This window comes from Kitasatospora sp. NPDC057512, from assembly GCF_042802135.1.
In the GTDB taxonomy this organism is placed as follows: Bacteria; Actinomycetota; Actinomycetes; order Streptomycetales; family Streptomycetaceae; genus Kitasatospora.
On the sequence record NZ_JBHVET010000068.1, the window covers coordinates 1 to 19,031 of the forward strand.

Annotated in this window: 16 protein-coding genes; 9 read left to right on the forward strand and 7 right to left on the reverse strand. The window is 70.8% G+C overall.

All coding sequences use genetic code 11. The annotated features are described in order from the left end of the window. Nucleotides 1-42: 42 nt before the first annotated feature. The 7 genes from gyrA to dnaA all read right to left on the reverse strand — a co-directional run bounded on the left by gyrA (nt 43) and on the right by dnaA (nt 11,888). Nucleotides 43-2,580 (reverse strand): DNA gyrase subunit A, encoded by a 2,538-nt coding sequence (gene gyrA / locus ACFU6K_RS07550; RefSeq protein ID WP_380661476.1) that lies wholly within the window; start codon nt 2,578-2,580, stop codon nt 43-45. Nucleotides 2,581-2,711: 131 nt separating this feature from the next. Further along, nucleotides 2,712-4,727 carry a DNA topoisomerase (ATP-hydrolyzing) subunit B gene (gyrB, locus tag ACFU6K_RS07555; RefSeq protein WP_380661478.1) on the reverse strand — a complete coding sequence of 672 codons (2,016 nt, stop codon included), beginning with the start codon at nt 4,725-4,727 and terminating at the stop codon, nt 2,712-2,714. Between the two features lie 268 nt (nt 4,728-4,995). Then, entirely contained in the window at nt 4,996-5,550 is a 555-nt protein-coding gene (locus tag ACFU6K_RS07560; protein WP_380661465.1) for a DUF721 domain-containing protein, read from the reverse strand. Nucleotides 5,551-5,743: 193 nt separating this feature from the next. Continuing rightward, nucleotides 5,744-6,877: a DNA replication/repair protein RecF gene (recF, locus tag ACFU6K_RS07565; RefSeq protein ID WP_380661466.1), complete on the reverse strand. Its 1,134-nt coding sequence runs from the start codon at nt 6,875-6,877 to the stop codon at nt 5,744-5,746. 41 nt (nt 6,878-6,918) lie between these two features. After that, a complete protein-coding gene (gnd, locus tag ACFU6K_RS07570) occupies nt 6,919-7,794 on the reverse strand; it encodes a phosphogluconate dehydrogenase (NAD(+)-dependent, decarboxylating) (RefSeq protein WP_380661467.1) in 876 nt (291 codons plus the stop codon). A gap of 171 nt (nt 7,795-7,965) precedes the next feature. Continuing rightward, nucleotides 7,966-9,096, reverse strand: a complete 1,131-nt coding sequence (dnaN, locus tag ACFU6K_RS07575; RefSeq protein WP_074001900.1) for a DNA polymerase III subunit beta — start codon at nt 9,094-9,096, stop codon at nt 7,966-7,968. 932 nt (nt 9,097-10,028) lie between these two features. Continuing rightward, nucleotides 10,029-11,888: a chromosomal replication initiator protein DnaA gene (gene dnaA, locus ACFU6K_RS07580; RefSeq protein ID WP_380661469.1), complete on the reverse strand. Its 1,860-nt coding sequence runs from the start codon at nt 11,886-11,888 to the stop codon at nt 10,029-10,031. Nucleotides 11,889-12,241: 353 nt separating this feature from the next. Here dnaA and rpmH point away from each other — a divergent pair, with 353 nt between their 5' ends. The 9 genes from rpmH (at nt 12,242) to ACFU6K_RS07625 (ending at nt 18,985) form a co-directional block, all read left to right on the forward strand. Then, complete coding sequence (gene rpmH, locus ACFU6K_RS07585; protein ID WP_030059672.1) at nt 12,242-12,379, forward strand: 50S ribosomal protein L34; 138 nt, start codon at nt 12,242-12,244, stop codon at nt 12,377-12,379. 18 nt (nt 12,380-12,397) lie between these two features. Further along, entirely contained in the window at nt 12,398-12,826 is a 429-nt protein-coding gene (rnpA, locus tag ACFU6K_RS07590) for a ribonuclease P protein component (protein WP_049655849.1), read from the forward strand. Next, nucleotides 12,823-13,194, forward strand: coding sequence for a membrane protein insertion efficiency factor YidD (gene yidD / locus ACFU6K_RS07595; RefSeq protein WP_049655851.1), 372 nt, complete (start codon nt 12,823-12,825; stop codon nt 13,192-13,194). Before rnpA ends, yidD begins: the two co-directional genes overlap by 4 nt. Next, nucleotides 13,191-14,363, forward strand: coding sequence for a membrane protein insertase YidC (yidC, locus tag ACFU6K_RS07600; RefSeq protein WP_380661470.1), 1,173 nt, complete (start codon nt 13,191-13,193; stop codon nt 14,361-14,363). Before yidD ends, yidC begins: the two co-directional genes overlap by 4 nt. An 82-nt stretch (nt 14,364-14,445) precedes the next feature. Continuing rightward, nucleotides 14,446-14,976 (forward strand): protein jag, encoded by a 531-nt coding sequence (locus ACFU6K_RS07605; protein WP_380661471.1) that lies wholly within the window; start codon nt 14,446-14,448, stop codon nt 14,974-14,976. Between the two features lie 159 nt (nt 14,977-15,135). After that, entirely contained in the window at nt 15,136-15,954 is an 819-nt protein-coding gene (rsmG, locus tag ACFU6K_RS07610) for a 16S rRNA (guanine(527)-N(7))-methyltransferase RsmG (RefSeq protein WP_380661472.1), read from the forward strand. 275 nt (nt 15,955-16,229) lie between these two features. Next, complete coding sequence (locus ACFU6K_RS07615) at nt 16,230-17,201, forward strand: ParA family protein (protein ID WP_380661473.1); 972 nt, start codon at nt 16,230-16,232, stop codon at nt 17,199-17,201. Further along, complete coding sequence (locus ACFU6K_RS07620; RefSeq protein ID WP_380661474.1) at nt 17,198-18,238, forward strand: ParB/RepB/Spo0J family partition protein; 1,041 nt, start codon at nt 17,198-17,200, stop codon at nt 18,236-18,238. The genes ACFU6K_RS07615 and ACFU6K_RS07620 overlap by 4 nt, the downstream gene beginning before the upstream one ends. 132 nt (nt 18,239-18,370) lie before the next feature. Then, nucleotides 18,371-18,985 carry a GNAT family N-acetyltransferase gene (locus ACFU6K_RS07625; RefSeq protein WP_380661475.1) on the forward strand — a complete coding sequence of 205 codons (615 nt, stop codon included), beginning with the start codon at nt 18,371-18,373 and terminating at the stop codon, nt 18,983-18,985. Nucleotides 18,986-19,031: the final 46 nt, after the last annotated feature.

Below are 19,031 nucleotides of genomic sequence, written 5' to 3' on the forward strand. Positions count from 1 at the left end.
CATCCATACTCTGGACGCGGCGGCACCGGTCTGCGGTTCGGTTCAGGCCTCGACGTCTCCGTCGACCACCGTCTCCGCTCCCTCGGCCGTCTCGGTGGACTCGGTACCCGCCACCTCGTCCTCCGCCGTCTCCTCGTCCTCGGCCTCCGCGTTGCGGGCCATGCCCACGACCGCGTCGCGCTTTCCGAGGTTGATCAGTTGGACGCCCATGGTGTCACGTCCGGTTTCACGAACCTCGGAAACCCTCGTACGGATCACCCCACCCGAGAGGGTGATCGCCATGATCTCGTCGGATTCGTCGACCACGAGCGCGCCGACCAGCGAGCCCCGGCCCTCGACGATCTTCGCCGCCTTGGTGCCGTAGCCGCCGCGTCCCTGGACACGGTACTCGTCCACACCGGTGCGCTTGGCGTAGCCGCCGTCCGTGGCGGTGAAGACGTAGGTGCCCGGACGGACGACGTTCATCGAGAGCAGTTCGTCGTCCTCGCGGAAGGCCATGCCCTTGACGCCGGAGGTGGCGCGGCCGGTCGGGCGCAGGGCATCGTCGGTCGCGGTGAAGCGGATCGACTGGGCCTTCTTGGAGACCAGCAGCAGGTCGTCCTCGGCGGAGACCAGCTCGGCGCCGATCAGCTCGTCGTCCTGGCCCTCCTCGTCCTGGCGCAGGTTGATCGCGATCAGGCCGCCGGAGCGCGGCGAGTCGTAGTCCTTGAGCGCGGACTTCTTCACCAGGCCGGCCCGGGTGGCGAGGACCAGGTACGGCTTGTCCTCGTACGTCCGCACGGCCATCACCTGGGCGATGTGCTCGTCCGGCTGGAAGGCCAGCAGGTTGGCGACGTGCTGGCCGCGGGCGTCGCGCCCGGCGTCCGGCAGCTCGTAGCCCTTGGCGCGGTAGACCCGGCCCTTGTTGGTGAAGAACAGGATCCAGTTGTGGGTCGTCGTCACGAAGAAGTGGTCGACGATGTCGTCCTGCTTCAGCTGGGCACCGCGCACGCCCTTGCCGCCGCGCTTCTGCGAGCGGTAGAGGTCGGAGCGGGTCCGCTTGACGTAGCCGCCACGGGTGATCGTGACGACGATGTCCTCCTCGGCGATGAGGTCCTCGATGGAGAGGTCGCCGTCGGAGGGGATGAGGGTCGAGCGCCGCTCGTCGCCGTACTTCTCGACGATCGCGGTGAGCTCCTCGGAGATGATCCCCCGCTGGCGGACCGGCGAGGCCAGGATCGCGTTGTACTCGTCGATCTTGCGCTGGAGCTCGTCGTGCTCGTCCGTGATCCGCTGGCGCTCCAGGGCGGCCAGCCGGCGCAGCTGCATCTCCAGGATCGCGTTGGCCTGGAGCTCGTCGATGTCGAGCAGGCCCATCAGGCCGGTGCGGGCGGCGTCGGCGCTGGCCGAGGCCCGGATCAGCGCGATGACCTCGTCGATCAGGTCCAGGGCCTTCAGCAGGGCGCGCAGGATGTGGGCGCGCTCCTCGGCCTTGCGCAGCCGGAAGGTGGTGCGCCGGACGATGACCTCGACCTGGTGGTTGACCCAGTGCCGGATGAAGGCGTCCAGCGACAGGGTGCGCGGCACGCCGTCGACCAGGGCCAGCATGTTGGCGCCGAAGTTGGTCTGCAGCTCGGTGTGCTTGTACAGGTTGTTCAGCACGACCTTGGCGACCGCGTCGCGCTTGAGCACGACCACCAGGCGGGTGCCGGTGCGGGACGAGGACTCGTCCCGGACGTCGGCGATGCCGGCGATCTTGCCGTCCTTGACCAGGTCGGCGATCTTCAGCGCGAGGTTGTCCGGGTTGACCTGGTACGGCAGCTCGGTGATCACCAGGCACTGGCGGCCCTGGATCTCCTCGACCTCGACCACGGCCCGCATGGTGACCGAGCCGCGGCCGGTGCGGTAGTAGTCGTCGATGCCGCGGCGGCCGACGATCAGCGCGCCGGTCGGGAAGTCGGGGCCCTTGATCCGCTCGATCAGGGCCTCCAGCAGCTCCTCGGCGGAGGCCTCGGGGTTCTCCAGGTACCAGAGCGCGCCGGAGGCGACCTCGCGGAGGTTGTGCGGCGGGATGTTGGTGGCCATGCCGACCGCGATGCCGGTGGCACCGTTGACCAGCAGGTTGGGGAAGCGCGCGGGCAGGACGGTGGGCTCCTGCGAGCGGCCGTCGTAGTTGGCGGCGAAGTCGACGGTCTCCTCGTCGATGTCGCGCATCATCTCCATGGCCAGCGGCATCATCTTGCACTCGGTGTAGCGCATGGCCGCGGCCGGGTCGTTGCCCGGGGAGCCGAAGTTGCCGTTGCCGTCCACCAGCGGCATCCGCATCGACCACGGCTGGGCCAGGCGGACCACGGTGTCGTAGATCGAGGTGTCACCGTGCGGGTGGTAGTTGCCCATGACGTCGCCGACGACGCGGGCGCACTTGTAGTAGCCCTTCTCGGGGCGGTACCCGCCGTCGTACATCGCGTAGAGCACGCGGCGGTGCACCGGCTTGAGGCCGTCGCGGACCTCGGGCAGCGCACGGCTGACGATCACGCTCATCGCGTAGTCGAGGTACGAGCGCTGCATCTCGGTCTCGAGCTCGACCGGCTCGATCCGCATCGTCGCCTGGGCGGTTGCCTCGGCGGGCTCGGGGGTCTCGGGCTGTTCGCCTTCGGGACGGTTGTCGTCGACCACTGGTGGTCAGTTTCCTTTCACGCGGACTGGAACGTGCGGGGCCTGCGGTGCAGGCGTCACACGTCCAGGAAGCGAACGTCCTTGGCGTTGCGCTGGATGAAGGAGCGGCGCGCCTCGACGTCCTCGCCCATCAGCACGGAGAACAGCTCGTCGGCACGGGCGGCGTCCTCCAGGGTGACCTGGAGCAGCAGGCGGTGCTCGGCGTCCATGGTGGTGACCCGGAGCTCCTCGGCGTTCATCTCGCCGAGACCCTTGAAGCGCTGGATCGCGTCGTCCTTGGGCAGCCGGCGCCCGGCCTCCACCCCGGCCGCGATCAGCGCGTCGCGCTCGCGGTCGGAGTAGGCGTACTCGAAGTCGTCCTTGCCCCACTTGATCTTGTACAGCGGCGGCATGGCGAGGTAGACGTACCCGGACTCGACCAGCGGCCGCATGAAGCGGAACAGCAGGGTCAGCAGCAGGGTGCGGATGTGCTGTCCGTCGACGTCGGCGTCGGCCATCAGGACGATCTTGTGGTACCGCAGCTTGGACTCGTCGTAGTCCTCCTGGATGCCGCAGCCGAAGGCCGAGATGAGCGCCTGGACCTCGGTGTTCTGGAGGACCTTGTCGATCCGGGCCTTCTCGACGTTCAGGATCTTGCCGCGGATCGGCAGGATGGCCTGGGTGCGCGGGTCGCGGCCCTGCTTGGCCGAGCCGCCGGCGGAGTCACCCTCGACGATGAAGATCTCGCACTCGGACGGGTCCTTGGACTGGCAGTCCGAGAGCTTGCCCGGCAGCGAGGCGGACTCCAGCAGGCCCTTGCGGCGGGTCAGGTCGCGGGCCTTGCGGGCGGCGACGCGCGCGGTGGCGGCCTGAATGGACTTGCGGATGATGTCCGCGGCCTCGTTGGGGTTGCGGTCCAGCCAGTCGTTGAGGTGCTCGTGGACGACCTTCTGGACGAAGGTCTTGGCCTCGGTGTTGCCGAGCTTGTCCTTGGTCTGGCCCTCGAACTGGGGCTCGCCGAGCTTGACCGAGATGATCGCGGTCAGACCCTCGCGGATGTCCTCGCCGGAGAGGTTGTCGTCCTTCTCGCGGAGCAGCTTCTTGTCCCGCGCGTAGCGGTTGACCAGGCCGGTCAGCGCCGCGCGGAAGCCCTCCTCGTGGGTGCCGCCGCCGTGGGTGTGGATGGTGTTGGCGAAGCTGTAGACCCCCTCGGTGTAGGAGGAGTTCCACTGCATCGCGATCTCCACCGAGATCGCCTTGTCCTTGTCCTCCGCCTCGAAGTCGATCACCGAGGGGTGGACGACCTCGCCCTTGCGGGAGTTGAGGTGGGCGACGAAGTCGGCGATGCCGCCGTCGTACTTGTACGTGACGGAGAGCGGCTTGCCCTCCTCGTCCGCGTGCTCGGGGCGCTCGTCGGTCAGCGAGATCGACAGGCCCTTGTTGAGGAAGGCCATCTCCTGGAAGCGCCGGGAGAGCGTCTCGAAGGAGTAGACGGTGGTCTCGAAGATGTCGCCGTCGGCCCAGAAGGTCACCGTGGTGCCGGTGCGGTCGGTCTCCGCGCCCTTGACCAGGGGGGCGGTCGGCGCGCCCATCTTGTAGTCCTGGGTCCAGACGTGGCCGTCCCTGTGGATCTCCACCGAGAGCCGGGTGGACAGCGCGTTCACCACGGAGACGCCCACGCCGTGCAGGCCGCCGGAGACGGCGTAGCCGCCGCCGCCGAACTTGCCGCCGGCGTGCAGGACGGTGAGCACGACCTCGACGGCGGGCTTGTCCTGGCCGGGGACGATGTCCACCGGGATGCCGCGGCCGTTGTCGACGCAGCGGATGGCGCCGTCGGCCATGATCGTGACGTCGATGGTGTCGGCGTGCCCGGCCATCGCCTCGTCGACGGAGTTGTCCACGACCTCCTGCACCAGGTGGTGCAGGCCGCGCTCGCCCGTCGAACCGATGTACATGCCGGGGCGCTTGCGGACGGCGTCGAGGCCTTCCAGCACCTGGATGTTGCTACCGGTGTAGGAAGCCTGCTCGGACTGGTCTGGGGTCTGGCTGGGGTTGCCGGAATCGGCCACGAAGCGCCCTCTCTGGCACAGCACGGGTCGCATGCCCACCCCGTGCGGGCGGGCGTGCGACCACAGCGTTTCGACTCGGTTGCCACTAGCAACAGTGTTTGGCTTTCAGTCTACCGGTACGACTGACAGAGATGGGCGTTTGGCAGCCCTTGAGGGCAGATATGCCGCCCTGAATCCCCTCGGGACATGTCCCGATACTCGCCTGGGGGGCCCAGGGCGCCTGGAAGGGCTGTCAGGGGTTCCGGAAGATCGCCATCCGATCCGCGCCCCCGCCGGCCGTCCGACCGCCCGGTCAGCCCCAGGTGTCGCCCGGCCCCTTGCTCCCCGGCGCGCGCAGCCGGCCGTAGCCGCGGGCGGGCGCCGCGGGGCCGAGCACCTTGATGGTCCGGACCGTCCCGTGCCCCAGCTCGTGGTTCAGACGGGCCACCAACTGCCGTGCCAGCCACCTCAGTTGGGTGGCCCAGGCGGTGGAGTCGCACTGCACGGTGAGCACCGCGGCGGCCTCGTCGTAGGAGGAGGGGTGGCAGTGCGCGGCGATGTCCGGGCCGACGATCTGCGGCCAGCGGCCCATCACCCCGCCGACGGCGGCCGAGGACTCCCAGCCGCGCTCGGTCAGCAACCGGTTGAGCGCCGCGCCCAGCGGAACCGGGTCGCGGCCGTCCGAGCGGGCGCCGCTGCGCAGGCCGTGCCGCTTCGCCTCGCGCTTCTCCCGGACCTGCTCGCCGCGCTGACGGGCCTGGGCTCGGGCCGCGCGCAGCGCGGAGCGGGCGAGGTCGGCGCCGGTCGGCGCCGGGGCACCGGGCTCGGCGGCCCCGGGCTCGGGGGAGTGCTCCGCCGGCTCGCTCACGGCGATCTCCTTTCCCCAGCCTGTGGACAACGGTCGCGGTCGCGCGCCCGCCGAGCCGTCCAGCCTACGGGAGCCGCCGGGCCGCTCGGGCCGGGGCCGGGGCGCGCGGTGCGCGGAAGCGGTCGCGGTCCGGTGACGGCGGTGTGGTGGTGCGGGTGGAGGGGTGTGAGGTGGTGCGGGCGCGGGGGCGCGATCAGGCGTCGACCCGGCGCACCGCACCGTCGGAGACCGCGAACCGGGCGCCGGCCAGCGCCTTCGGCACGTCCTCGGCGACCGCCGCGGTCACCAGCACCTGCTCGCCGCCGGCCACCAGCTCGGCCAGCCGGTCCCGGCGGGCGGCGTCCAGCTCGGCGAACACGTCGTCCAGGATCAGCACCGGCTCGCCGCCGTCGGCGCGCAGCAGCTCGTACGAGGCCAGCCGCAGCGCCAGCGCGAACGACCAGGACTCGCCGTGGCTGGCGTAGCCCTTGGCGGGCAGCGGGCCGAGCTTGAGCCCCAGCTCGTCGCGGTGCGGGCCGACCAGGGTGACGCCGCGCTCGACCTCCTGCTTGCGGACCGCCTGCAGCGCGTTCAGCAGCTGCTCCTCGGCCTGCTCGCGACTGGTCGGCAGCTCGCCCTCGAAGGAGCTGCGGTACTCCAGGGCGGTCTCGCCGCCGCCGGGGGCCAACTGCCCGTACGCGGCCGCCACCAAGGGCTGCAGGGCGGCCACCAGCTGGATCCGGAAGGCCGTCAACTCGGCGCCCGCGCGGGCCAGATGGCCGTCCCAGACCTCCAGGGTGGACAGGTCGGCGCCCTTGCCGCCGCCGGCCCGGCGGGCCATCGCGGCGGTCTTCAGCAGGGCGTTGCGCTGCTTGAGCACCCGCTCGTAGTCCTGCCGCACCCCGGCCAGCCGGGGTGCCCGGGCGGTCAGCAGCTCGTCCAGGAAGCGCCGCCGCTCACCCGGGTCGCCCTTGACCAGGCTGAGGTCCTCGGGGGCGAACAGCACGGTGCGCAGCAGCCCCAGGACGTCCCGCGGGCGGACGTTGTCGGAGCGGTTGATCCGGGCCCGGTTGGCCTTGCCCGGGGTGAGCTCCAGCTCGATCAGGGTGGCCCGGCCGCGGTCCACCACCGAGGTGCGGACCACCGCCCGCTCGGCGCCCAGCCGGATCAGCGGGGCGTCGGTGGCGACCCGGTGGCTGCCCAGGGTGGCCACGTAGCCGATCGCCTCGACCAGGTTGGTCTTGCCCTGGCCGTTGGGTCCCACGAAGGCGGTCACGCCCGGGTCGAGGGGAACCTCGGCCCGGGCGTACGACCGGAAGTCGGCGAGCGACAGGTGCGCGACGTGCATGGCTGTGGACTGCGCCCGCCTTCTTGGGGAGGACCTGCTGGTTACTTGGACTCGACCGCGTGGCCGCCGAACTGGTTGCGCAGCGCGGCGATCATCTTCATCTGCGGCGAGTCCTCCTGGCGGGAGGCGAAGCGGGCGAACAGCGAGGCGGTGATCGCCGGCAGCGGAACGGCGTGGTCGATCGCGGCCTCGACGGTCCAGCGGCCCTCGCCGGAGTCGGCGGCCCAGCCGCGCAGCTTGTCCAGGTGCTCGTCCTCGTCCAGGGCGCGGACGGCCAGGTCCAGCAGCCAGGAGCGGATGACGGTGCCCTCCTGCCAGCTGCGGAAGACGTCGCGCACGTCGGTGACCTCGGGGGCGGCCTCCAGCAGCTCCCAGCCCTCGGCGAAGGCCTGCATCATCGCGTACTCGATGCCGTTGTGGACCATCTTGGCGAAGTGGCCGGCGCCCACCGCGCCCGCGTGCACCGAGCCGAACTCGCCCTCGGGCTTGAGGGCGTCGAAGACCGGCTGGGCCTTCGCGACGTGCTCGGCGTCGCCGCCGTACATCAGCGCGTAGCCGTTCTCCAGGCCCCAGACGCCGCCGGAGACGCCGCAGTCCACGAAGCCGATGCCCTTGGCGGCCAGCGCCTCGGCGTGCTTGACGTCGTCGGTCCAGCGGGAGTTGCCGCCGTCGACCACCACGTCGCCGGGGGAGAGCAGCTCGGCGAGCTCGTCGACGGTCGCCTGGGTGGCGGCGCCCGCCGGGACCATGACCCAGACCACGCGCGGGCCCTGGAGCTTGGTGACGAGCTCCTGGAGGCTGTCGACGTCGGAGATGTCCGGGTTGCGGTCGTAACCGATGACGGTGTGGCCGGCGCGGCGGATCCGCTCGCGCATGTTGCCGCCCATCTTGCCGAGACCGATGAGGCCGAGCTCCATGACCAAGTCCTTACCTGTGGTGACGTGCCTGCCGGCGGCGCCGTTGCCGCACTCCTTGAGCCTACGCGCTGGAGCGGCCCCGGCCGTCTGCGGTCGGGGCCGGGCGGGGGAGACGTCCACAGGCTGTGCACAGCGGGTGTGCACAGCCTGTGGACGAAGGGCGGGACGGGATCAGCCGGAGAGGCGGACCGGCATGATCAGGTACTGGTAGGCCTTGTCCTCCTCGGCGTCCACCGAGACCTTGCCGCTGAGCAGCGCGGGCTTGGTCGGGGTGGTGAAGCTGAGCTGGGCGAAGGGGGAGTCGATGGCCTTGAGGCCCTCCTCCAGGTAGCCCGGGTTGAACGCGATCGAGATGGCGTCGCCCTCCAGGGAGGCCTCGATCCGCTCGGTGGCCTGGGCGTCGTCGCCCGAGCCGGCCTCCAGCGTCAGCACGCCCTCCTCGAAGTTGAGGCGGACCGGGGTGTTGCGCTCGGCGACCAGCGAGACGCGCTTGAGCGCCTCCAGGAAGGGCTGGGTCTGGATCGCGGCGATCGCGTTGAACTCGGTCGGGAAGAGGCTGCGGAACTTGGGGAACTCGCCCTCCAGCAGCCGGGTGGTCGTCCGGCGGCCGGCGCCCTCGAAGCCGATCAGGCCCTCGCCCGCGCCGCCCGAGGAGAGCGCGATGGAGACGTTGTCGCCGCTGCCCAGGGACTTGGCGATGTCCTGGAGGGTCTTGGCGGGGACCAGCGCGACGGCGGAGATGTCCGACTGCTCGGGCTTCCACAGCAGCTCGCGGACGGCGAAGCGGTAGCGGTCGGTGGCGGCCAGGGTGATCCGGTCGCCCTCGATCTCGACCCGGACACCGGTGAGCACCGGGAGGGTGTCGTCCCGGCCGGCGGCGACCGCGGCCTGGCTGACGGCCGAGGCGAAGACGTCACCGGAGACGGTGCCGGTGGCGGTCGGCATCTGGGGCAGCGCGGGGTACTCGTCCACCGGGAGGGTGGGGAGGGTGAACCGGGAGCTGCCGCAGACCACGCTGACCCGCTGGCCGTCGGTGGAGATCTCCACCGGCCGGTTGGGGAGGTTGCGGGAGATGTCGTTCAGCAGCCGGCCGGAGACCAGGACGGTGCCGGCCTCCTCGACGTCCGCCTCCAGCTCGACCCGGGCCGAGACCTCGTAGTCGAAGCCGGACAGCGCCAGGCTGCCCTCCTGCGCGGTCAGCAGCAGGCCGGCCAGCACCGGCACCGGCGGCCGTGCCGGGAGGCTGCGGGCAGCCCAGGCCACCGCCTCCGCGAGGACGTCACGCTCCACCCGGAACTTCACCGGTAACCGCCTCCTGGATCGAGCGCTCCCGCTCGCACTCTGGTTCGTCTGATCTTGATCGTCGGTTCGGCTGTCCACCGAGCTCGGTCACTCCGCTTCCAGTCGCAAGGACAGTCTGACGTACTCAGCCGACAGACGGGGCAGACGGGCGGAAGCGACCCGAACTGTTGTCGGGGCCCGGTTGTCCACAGATTCGGGGCCCACCCACTTTGAAAGCAAGTCCGGGGTCTAAATGTGTAGTGGTAGTAGTAGGGCCTGTGGAAACCGTGGATAACCCCGTTTCCGCAGGTCAGAGCCCGAATTTTGTCCACAGAGGGTGTGGACGGCGGCTGTGGACGGGCAGGCCGCGCTGTGGACAGCCGAGCGTTACCCACAGGGCACGCAGGGTATCCACAGGTTATCCCCAGGGCTGTCCCCAGATCCGGGCCCGGTTATCCACGGGCGCCGGTCAACTTTACGTGACGCCTTTCACACCAGGGTATGAACGCCAGCCCACGGTTGTCGAACTGTGGACGCCGCTGTGGACAACCTGGGGATAACCGGCCCTCCCCTGGGGACAACCGGTGGATAACCCGGACGGCCCACTGGGGACCCGTCAATTGTCCACACCCTGTGGATAACCGTTGTGCACAAGTCCACAGGCACCTGACCTGCGCGGAAGAGCGTAGCGGCGACGGGCCTGTGGACGAATTCTGGATAACTCCGCACTCCCCACCCTGTGGACGGTGGAGGAGGGGCCCGTCCTGTGGACAACGGCCTTGCGCGCTCCCGGGTTTCGAATCACCGGTCAGTTGTTCGGCGCGGGCTGTGGACTGGCGGACCGTCCGTCGAGGGCATCCCTGCCCAGCCGGCGCGGGACCCACACCTGTGGACACGAGAAAGGGCGTCAGGATTCGCTCCTGACGCCCTCTGGGCCCGCTGCGCGGCTCCGGCTAGCTCTTGATGCGGTTGGTGAGTTCGGTGACCTGGTTGTAGATCGAGCGCCGCTCGGCCATCAGCGAGCGGATCTTGCGGTCCGCGTGCATCACCGTGGTGTGGTCGCGGCCGCCGAACTGCGCGCCGATCTTCGGCAGCGAGAGGTCGGTGAGCTCGCGGCAGAGGTACATCGCGATCTGCCGGGCCGTCACCAGCACCCGGCTGCGCGAGGATCCGCAGAGGTCGTCCACGCCCAGGCCGAAGTAGGCGGCGGTCTGCTGCATGATGACCTGCGCGGTGATCTCCGGGCCGGCGTCCTCGTCCCCGCCCGGGATCAGGTCCTTGAGGACGATCCCGGCCAACTCCAGGTCCACCGGGGCCCGGTTGAGGTTGGCGAAGGCGGTCACCCGGATCAGCGCGCCCTCCAACTCCCGGATGTTGCGGGTGATCCGGGAGGCGATGAACTCCAACACGTCGGCGGGAGCGTTGAGTTGTTCCTGGATCGCCTTCTTGCGCAGGATCGCGATCCGGGTCTCCAGCTCCGGCGGGGTGACGTCGGTGATCAGACCCCACTCGAAGCGGTTGCGCAGCCGGTCCTCCAGCGTGGTCAGCAGCTTGGGCGGCCGGTCCGAGGAGAGGACGATCTGCTTGTTCGCGTTGTGCAGGGTGTTGAAGGTGTGGAAGAACTCCTCCTGCGTGGACTCCTTGCTCGCGAGGAACTGGATGTCGTCCACGAGCAGGATGTCCATGTCCCGGTAGCGGCGGCGGAAGGTGTCCGCCTTGCCGTCCCGGATCGAGTTGATGAACTCGTTGGTGAACTCCTCCGAGGACACGTAGCGCACCCGGGTGCCCGGGAAGAGACTGCGCGAGTAGTGCCCGATGGCGTGCAGCAGGTGGGTCTTGCCCAGCCCGGACTCGCCGTAGATGAAGAGCGGGTTGTACGCCTTGGCCGGGGCCTCGGCGACCGCCACCGCCGCCGCGTGCGCGAAGCGGTTGCTGGCGCCGATGACGAAGGTGTCGAACAGGTACTTGGGGTTCAGCCGGGCGGCCGGTTCGTCCTTGCGGGAGCCGCCGGCCGGGGGAGCGCCGGGCGGGGCGGGCACGCCGGGGACGCCGGGACGCTCGGCGGAGCGCTCCGGGGCGGCCTTCTCGGCCGGGCGGCCGCCGGTGGGGCGGGAGCCGCCGGCCCGGCGGCCGGCGCCGGTGCGGGGCTGCTCGTTCGGGCCGGGGCCGTAGGCGCCGCCGAAGAGGTCGCCCTGGGTGGTCGCGGGCGGGCCGGGTACGGGCCGCGGTGCCGGACGGGGCGCGGGCTCCTCCGCGTCGCGGTAGCCGGGCGGCTGCTCCTGGTAGCCCTGCCAGCCGGGGCCGCCGCCGGGGCCGCCGTACGGGGCCTGGCGCTGCTCGTAGCCGCCGGTGTCGTAGCGGGGGCGCTCGTAGTCCTGTTCGTACCCCTGGCCCTGCTCGTACGGCTGTGCCTGCTCGTAGGGCTGGCCGTGCTCGTACGGCTGCTGGTAGCCCTGGCCGCCGTAGTCGGGGGTGTCGACGTCCTCGGCCGGGCCCGGATAGGGCTCGGCGGGGGCCTGGGGGGCGGGCGCGGGGGTGGTCGGCACCGCGTTGGCGTCGACCATCACGGCGATCCGGACCGGGCGGCTGAGCTCACGGCTGAGGGCCTCGGTCAGCTGCGGCAGCAGCCGGCCCTCCAGCACCTGCTTGGCCCGCTCGTTCGGGGTCGCCAGCAGGGCGGTGTCGTGCATCATCCACATCGGCTGGGTGCGCTGCACCCACTGTTTGTCCATCTCCCCGACATCGGGGTCGGCGACCAGCCGCTCGACGACCCTGGCCCAGACCGGGACGAGGTCGCTGTTGACATCAGCCACTGGTGCACGCTTTCCAAGAACAAACCAGACAAGTTCTGCAACGGTAGTCAGCGAACAGGGACGGATCAAGTCGTTGTCCACAGGCTGTGGGTAAGACGGGCGGCCGAGGGCTGGTTTGACCCCCGTGCCCCGTCCCGCGTACCGTAACCAGGTCGAGTTGTCGATGGCCGCTGCCGCATGTCCGCGGGTCCACCCGCTCCATAAGGCGCGCAGCACGGGCGCCGTGGATTGCCTCAAACCCCAGCCGAACTGGGGCGATGGGCCGGATTTCCGAATCAGGGGAGATCACGCGGACGCACGGTGACGGCCAAGCGATTCCCCGTCATCCTACGATTCACCTCAGGAGCCCCCGAGTGAGCAAGCGCACCTTCCAGCCGAACAACCGTCGCCGCGCGAAGACCCACGGCTTCCGGCTGCGTATGCGTACCCGCGCCGGCCGCGCCATCCTGGCCGCCCGCCGTGGCAAGGGCCGCGCCAGCCTGTCCGCCTGATCCGCGCCAGAGTCTGTTGTGCTGCCCTCCGAGAATCGGCTGCGGCGGCGCCAGGACTTCGCGACCGCGGTGAAACGCGGTCGCCGGGCCGGCCGGCCCCTTCTGGTCGTCCATCTCAGCAGAGACGGTGACCCGCAGGGGCAGACCGACCGGACCAGCGACTCCCGCCCGCACGTCGCCGAGGGGACTCCTTCGGCGCGTGCGGGTTTCGTCGTGAGCAAGGCCGTTGGCCCGGCGGTCGTCCGCAACCTGGTCAAGCGCCGGTTGCGCCATCTCGTTCGTGATCGTCTCTCCAGGCTGCCCGCCGGTAGCCTGATAGTGGTGCGTGCGCTGCCCCAGGCCGCGACCGCCTCGTACCAGGACCTCGAACGTGACCTGGACGCGGCACTGAAGCGGTTGCTGAGGACGGAGCCCGCCGCCACGGCGCCGACGGGAGCAGGTCGATGAAGTACCTGCTGATGGGTCTGATCAGGGTCTACCAGTGGACCATCAGCCCGCTGCTCGGTCCGGTCTGCCGTTACTACCCCTCCTGCTCGCACTACGGCTACGAGGCCGTGAAGGTGCACGGAGCGGTCAAGGGCGGCGGACTGACCGTGTGGCGCATCCTGCGCTGCAATCCGTGGACGCCCGGCGGGGTCGATCACGTCCCGCCGCGCAAGCATCCGGTGTGGCACCGGCGGTTGCGAGACTGGTTGAAGAGCCGGTCCGCGACCGGAGACCCGGTGACCGCCACCCCCGCCGGTCCGGACCCCGAGGGCCCGGCGACCATTGGCCCCGTGCGGCCAATCCACCTGTCCAAGGAGCCTGACCGGTGACCTTCTCCTTCCTGAATCCCCTGTACACAGCGGTGTCCTGGATCATCGTCCAGTTCCACTCGCTGTACAGCCACATCTTCAACCCGGACGGTGGCTGGGCCTGGGGTCTCGCCATCGCCTCGATGGTGGTCGTCATCCGGATCTGCCTGATCCCGCTCTTCGTGAAGCAGATCAAGGCGACCCGGGCCATGCAGGCGATCCAGCCGAAGATGAAGGCCATCCAGGAGCGCTACAAGAACGACCGGCAGCGCCAGTCCGAAGAGATGATGAAGCTGTACAAGGAGGCGGGTACCAACCCGTTCTCCAGCTGCCTTCCGATCATCGTGCAGGCGCCGTTCTTCACCGCCCTCTACGGGGTGCTCGCCAAGGTCGCCAAGGGCCAGGACATCGGCGTCATCCACGGTGACCTGCTGGTGAGCGCCGGCAAGGCGCACATCTTCGGTGCTCCGCTCTCCGCGACCTTCGTCGGCAGCAGCGAGACCAGCGTCAAGATCGTCACCGCCGTGATGATCATCCTGATGTCGCTGTCGCAGTTCGTCACCCAGCGCCAGCTGATGACCAAGAACGTCGACCTCACGGTGAAGACGCCGTTCATGCAGCAGCAGAAGATGCTGATGTACGTCTTCCCGATCATGTTCGCCGTGATGGGCATCAACTTCCCGGTCGGTGTCCTGGTCTACTGGCTGACCACCAACGTCTGGTCGATGGGCCAGCAGCTGGTCGTGATCCACAACAACCCGACCCCGGGCAGCAAGGCCTTCGAGGAGCGTCAGGCCCGTCTGAAGAAGGCCGGCCGGCTGCGTCCGGACGGTACGGAGATCAAGGGCGCGCTCTGGGGCATGCTGCCCCCGTCCAAGGCGGCCGTCAGCGAGGCGGCCAGCGCCGCCGCGGTGGTCGAGGAGTCGGTGCAGGCGCGCCGCCAGCAGCCCCGTCGGCAGACCAAGGCCCAGCGCCAGCAGTCCGGTGCCGGACAGCCGACCGGCGAGCCGGACAAGGACGCCGCGGCCGAGGAGGCCGCCGACACGGCTCCGTCCGACAGCGTGCCGTCCGACTCCGGTGCCAAGCCGGCGGCCGGCAAGCAGACCGCGGCGAAGCCCGCCGGTACCAAGCAGGGCACCCGGCAGCAGCCGAAGCGCGGTGGCGGCCAGCGGCCGAAGAAGAAGTCCTGACCGGTCCCGAGCCCGTTGTGACCGCCGCGAAGAGCTTCGTCCCCGGCCCGACAGACGGGCCCATCTCCGAAGGAGTCCATCAGTGACGGAAGGCACCACCTCCGCCGTCGAGGCCGAGGCCGCCGCCAGCGCCGACGAGAGCCTCATCTCCCGCCTGGAGCAGGAGGGCGACATCGCGGCGGACTACCTGGAGGGTCTGCTCGACATCGCGGACCTCGACGGTGACATCGACATGGACGTCGAGGGCGACCGCGCCCTGGTCTCCATCGTCAGCGACGGCAACGACCGTGCGCTGCAGCGCCTGGTCGGCCAGGACGGCGAGGTGCTGGAGGCCCTCCAGGAGCTGACCCGGTTGGCTGTCCACCGGGAGACCGGCGAGCGCAGCCGCCTCATGCTGGACATTGCCGGCTTCCGGGCCCGCAAGCGCGAGGAGCTGGCGGTGCTCGGCGCCCAGGCCGCCGAGCAGGCCAAGAGCAGCGGCGAGCAGGTCAAGCTGCGGCCGATGACTCCCTTCGAGCGCAAGGTCGTCCACGACGCGGTCGCCGCGGCCGGCCTGCGCAGCGAGTCCGAGGGCGAAGAGCCCCAGCGGTGCGTGGTCGTGCTGCCGGTCTGAGGCCGACAGGTCGACGACCGGCCGCCACGGCGGCCGGAGAGCTTCACCGGACGCGACCCCGTCCGCCTCGTGCGGGCGGGGTCGTCGTCCCTTCTGGGATGTTTCACGTGAAACAGTGCGTTGAGCGGGTCGGTGGATCCGGGGATCGGAGAGGTCGAGATGGACACGGAGAACGCGGCTGCCGGCCGGCCGGGGGCGGACGTGGACCCGGCCGCTGAGGGGCGGGCCACCGAGCTGGAGCACCCTGGCGAGGCACCGGCCGTCGCCCGGGAGGTCTTCGGGGAGCGCTACGACGCCGCGGTCCGCTACACCGAGCTGCTGGCCACCGCGGGCGTGCAGCGCGGGCTGATCGGGCCCCGCGAGGTGCCCCGGCTCTGGGACCGCCACGTGCTGAACTGCGCGGTGCTGGCCGAGCTGCTGCCCTCCGGCATCACCCTGTGCGACGTCGGCTCCGGGGCCGGCCTGCCGGGCATCCCGGTGGCGCTGGCCCGTCCGGACGTCTCGGTGACGCTGCTGGAGCCGCTGCTGCGCCGGACCACCTTCCTGGAGGAGGTCGTCCGGGAGCTGGGGCTGGACAACGTCACGGTGCTGCGCGGCCGCGCCGAGGAGATGGTCGGCAAGCTCGCGGTGGACGTGGTGACCGCGCGGGCGGTGGCGCCGCTGGAGCGGCTGGCCGGCTGGGGCATGCCGCTGCTGCGCCCGCACGGGCAGATGCTGGCGCTCAAGGGCGACAGCGCGGAGCAGGAGCTGGCCGACTCGCGGGCCGGGCTGGCCAAGCTGGGTGCGGTCGAGTGGAGCGTCATCGCCGTCGGCGAGGGCACCCTGGAGACCTCGACCCGGGTGGTCCAGGTGAAGGCGGGGGAGAGCCCCGGCGGGGTGAAGGCGGCCACCCGGCGCGCCAAGGCGGCCCGGGCGGGCCGCACCGCGAGCGTCCGGAACGGCGAGCGCGGCCGGGGCGGACGGCGCCGCGGCCGCTGATCGGGCGGAACGTCGGGCACCTGACGACCACGGGCGGACGGGCCTCCTGCGAGGGGGGAACGTCCGCCCGTCGTCGTTCGGGTGTCGGTGGGGTCGACGGCCCCGGCCTTCGGCCCGGAGGTGCCCCCAGGGACACCGGAGTGTCGCAACGTCAGATTTCCGGCATAGCGGGCATGGTGTTTCCCGTGAAACGTCGCTCCTTGCTCTCGGGCATCCTCCGCCGTGACCGGGCGGCGACTGTTGCCGCTCCGGTTTCACGTGAAACACTGACCCCCATGCAGGACTCGGAGACCGTCGACCAGATCGATGACACGCCCATCGCGCGGGCCGCCCAGGCCGCGGTCCGGGCGATCGGCCGAGCGGGTGAGGGACTGCCCCGGCCGGCCGCCACCCGGGTGATCGTGGTCGCCAACCAGAAGGGTGGGGTGGGCAAGACCACCACCACCGTGAACATGGCCGCCTCCCTCGCCATGCACGGCCTGCGCGTCCTGGTCGTCGACCTCGACCCGCAGGGCAACGCCTCCACGGCGCTCGGCATCGACCACCACGCCGAGGTGCCGTCCATCTACGACGTCCTGGTGGAGGGCAAGCCGCTGGCCGACGTGGTGCAGCCGGTGCACGACGTCGAGGGGCTGTTCTGCGTCCCCGCCACCATCGACCTGGCCGGCGCCGAGATCGAGCTGGTCTCCCTGGTGGCCCGGGAGAGCCGGCTCCAGCGCGCCATCACCGCCTACGAGCAGCCGCTCGACTACATCCTGATCGACTGTCCGCCCTCGCTGGGCCTGCTGACGGTCAACGCCCTGGTCGCCGGCCAGGAGGTGATGATCCCGATCCAGTGCGAGTACTACGCGTTGGAGGGCCTCGGCCAGCTGCTGCGCAACGTCGAGCTGGTGCGCGCGCACCTCAACCCCGCACTGCACGTGTCGACCATCCTGCTCACCATGTACGACGCCCGGACCAGGCTGGCCGCCCAGGTCGCCGAGGAGGTCCGGACCCACTTCCACCAAGAGGTGCTGAGCACGGCGATCCCGCGGTCGGTGCGCATCTCGGAGGCGCCCAGTTACGGGCAGACGGTGCTCACCTACGACCCGGGGTCGACCGGGGCGCTCTCCTACCTGGAGGCCGCCCGCGAGCTCGCGCAGCGTGCGGTGGGCCCGGGCGGCTCGTTGGTGGGTCAGCAGCGGGACGGCCAGCAGGGGCACGGTGCCCCGGTGGCACAGCACGGTACGACGGAGGGTCATCAGTGAGTGCTCGCAGGGTTGGTCTGGGTCGAGGGCTGGAGGCGCTGATCCGCCCCGCCGCGCCGGTGGACGGCGGGGCGGGGGCGAAGCCTGCGGCAGCCGTGCCCGCACCGGCCCCGGTGGCGCCGCTGCCGAGTGTCCGCGGCACGGTGGCGGCCAGGGCGGCCGCCGAGAAGCGGGCCGAGCAGGCACAGCCGGCCGGCGCCTACTTCGCCGAGCTGCCGCTGGACGCGATCACCCCCAACCCGCGCCAGCCGCGTGAGGTCTTCGACGAGGACAAGCTGGCCGAGCTGGTCACCTCCATCAAGGAGGTCGGTCTGCTCCAGCCGATCGTGGTCCGCCAGGTCGGCGTGGACAGCTTCGAGCTGATCATGGGCGAGCGCCGCTGGCGCGCCTCCCGGGAGGCCGGGCTGGAGCGGATCCCGGCGATCGTCCGGGCCACCGAGGACGACAAGCTGCTGCTGGACGCCCTCCTGGAGAACCTGCACCGCGCCGAGCTGAACCCGGTGGAGGAGGCCGCCGCCTACGACCAGCTGCTGCGGGACTTCTCCTGCACCCACGAGGAGCTGGCCGATCGGATCGGCCGCTCGCGGACGCACGTCTCCAACACCCTGCGGCTGATGAAGCTCCCGCCGTCCGTGCAGACCCGGCTGGTGGCCGGGACGCTGATGGCCGGGCACGCCCGGGCGCTGCTCGGCCTGTCGGACCCGGAGCAGCAGGAGCGGCTGGCCGCGCGGGTGATCGCCGAGGGCCTCACGGTGCGCAACGTCGAGGAGCTCGTCGTGCTGATGCGCTCGGAGGAGCCGGAGCAGCCCCGGCGCCAGGCGCCGAAGGCGGGCAAGCTGAACTCCCCGGCCTTCAACGACCTGGCGAGCCGGCTGTCCGACCGCTTCGACACCCGGGTCAAGGTCGAGGTGTCGCAGCGCGGCGGCAGGCTGGGCAAGGGCAAGGTGGTGCTGGAGTTCGGCTCGGTCGAGGACCTGAACCGGATCCTGGACAGCATGGCCCCGGGGGAGGACGGTCTGCGGCTGTCGCAGGGCTGAGCCGGCCCGGCCGGCCGAGGGCGACGACCCGATGGGTGCGTGTTCCACGTGAGCGCTGTTTCACGTGAAACATGCACCCATCGGCGTTCGTGGGGGAATGCTCGACCGTGAGAGGGAGGAGGAGGTGCGGCCATGGGACGGCGGATCGTTCCGCTGACACTGGACAACCTCGGGGACCTGCCGACCGGCTGCCGCTCCTGCGTGTTCTGGGAGCTGGACCCGGTCAGTGCAAAGGAAGCGGTGGAGTCGGGCAAGCCGGAGCTGGAGAAGGAGGGGTGGATCTCCACCGTGCTGCTGGAGTGGGGTTCCTGCGGCCGGATCGTCTACGTGGACGACCGGCCCGCCGGGTTCGTGCTGTACGCGCCGCCCGCCTACGTCCCCCGCTCGCAGTCCTTCCCGACCAGCCCGGTCTCGCCCGACGCCGTTCAGCTGATGGTCAGCCGGGTGCTGCCGGGCTACCAGCGCCAGGGGATCGGCCGGGTGCTGGTGCAGACCGTGGCCAAGGACCTGATCGGGCGCGGGGTGCGGGCGATCGAGGCCTTCGGCTCGTCCGGGCGGGTGCCGACCAGTTGCGTGCTGCCGGCCGACCACCTGCTCGCGGTCGGCTTCAGGACCGTCCGCCCGCACTCGCGCTACCCGCGGCTGCGGCTGGAGGCGCGGACCACGCTCTCCTGGCGGGGCGACGTGGAGGGGGCGCTGGAGCGGCTGCTGGGCGGCGGGCGCAAGGAGCCGGTGCTGCCCTTCTAGGGCCCGGAGACGCCCTTCAAGGGTTCGGGAACGACGGAGGTTCCGG

What these genes read in the sequence shown, in the direction of transcription:
- ACFU6K_RS07615 (WP_380661473.1), top strand. Translation starts at nt 16,230, where the DNA reads ATGCAGGACTCGGAGACCGTCGACCAGATCGATGACACGCCCATCGCG.
- gyrA (WP_380661476.1), bottom strand. Translation starts at nt 2,580, where the DNA reads ATGCGGATCGAGCCGGTCGAGCTCGAGACCGAGATGCAGCGCTCGTAC.
- rsmG (WP_380661472.1), top strand. Translation starts at nt 15,136, where the DNA reads ATGGACACGGAGAACGCGGCTGCCGGCCGGCCGGGGGCGGACGTGGAC.
- recF (WP_380661466.1), bottom strand. Translation starts at nt 6,877, where the DNA reads ATGCACGTCGCGCACCTGTCGCTCGCCGACTTCCGGTCGTACGCCCGG.
- gnd (WP_380661467.1), bottom strand. Translation starts at nt 7,794, where the DNA reads ATGGAGCTCGGCCTCATCGGTCTCGGCAAGATGGGCGGCAACATGCGC.
- yidD (WP_049655851.1), top strand. Translation starts at nt 12,823, where the DNA reads ATGAAGTACCTGCTGATGGGTCTGATCAGGGTCTACCAGTGGACCATC.
- ACFU6K_RS07625 (WP_380661475.1), top strand. Translation starts at nt 18,371, where the DNA reads ATGGGACGGCGGATCGTTCCGCTGACACTGGACAACCTCGGGGACCTG.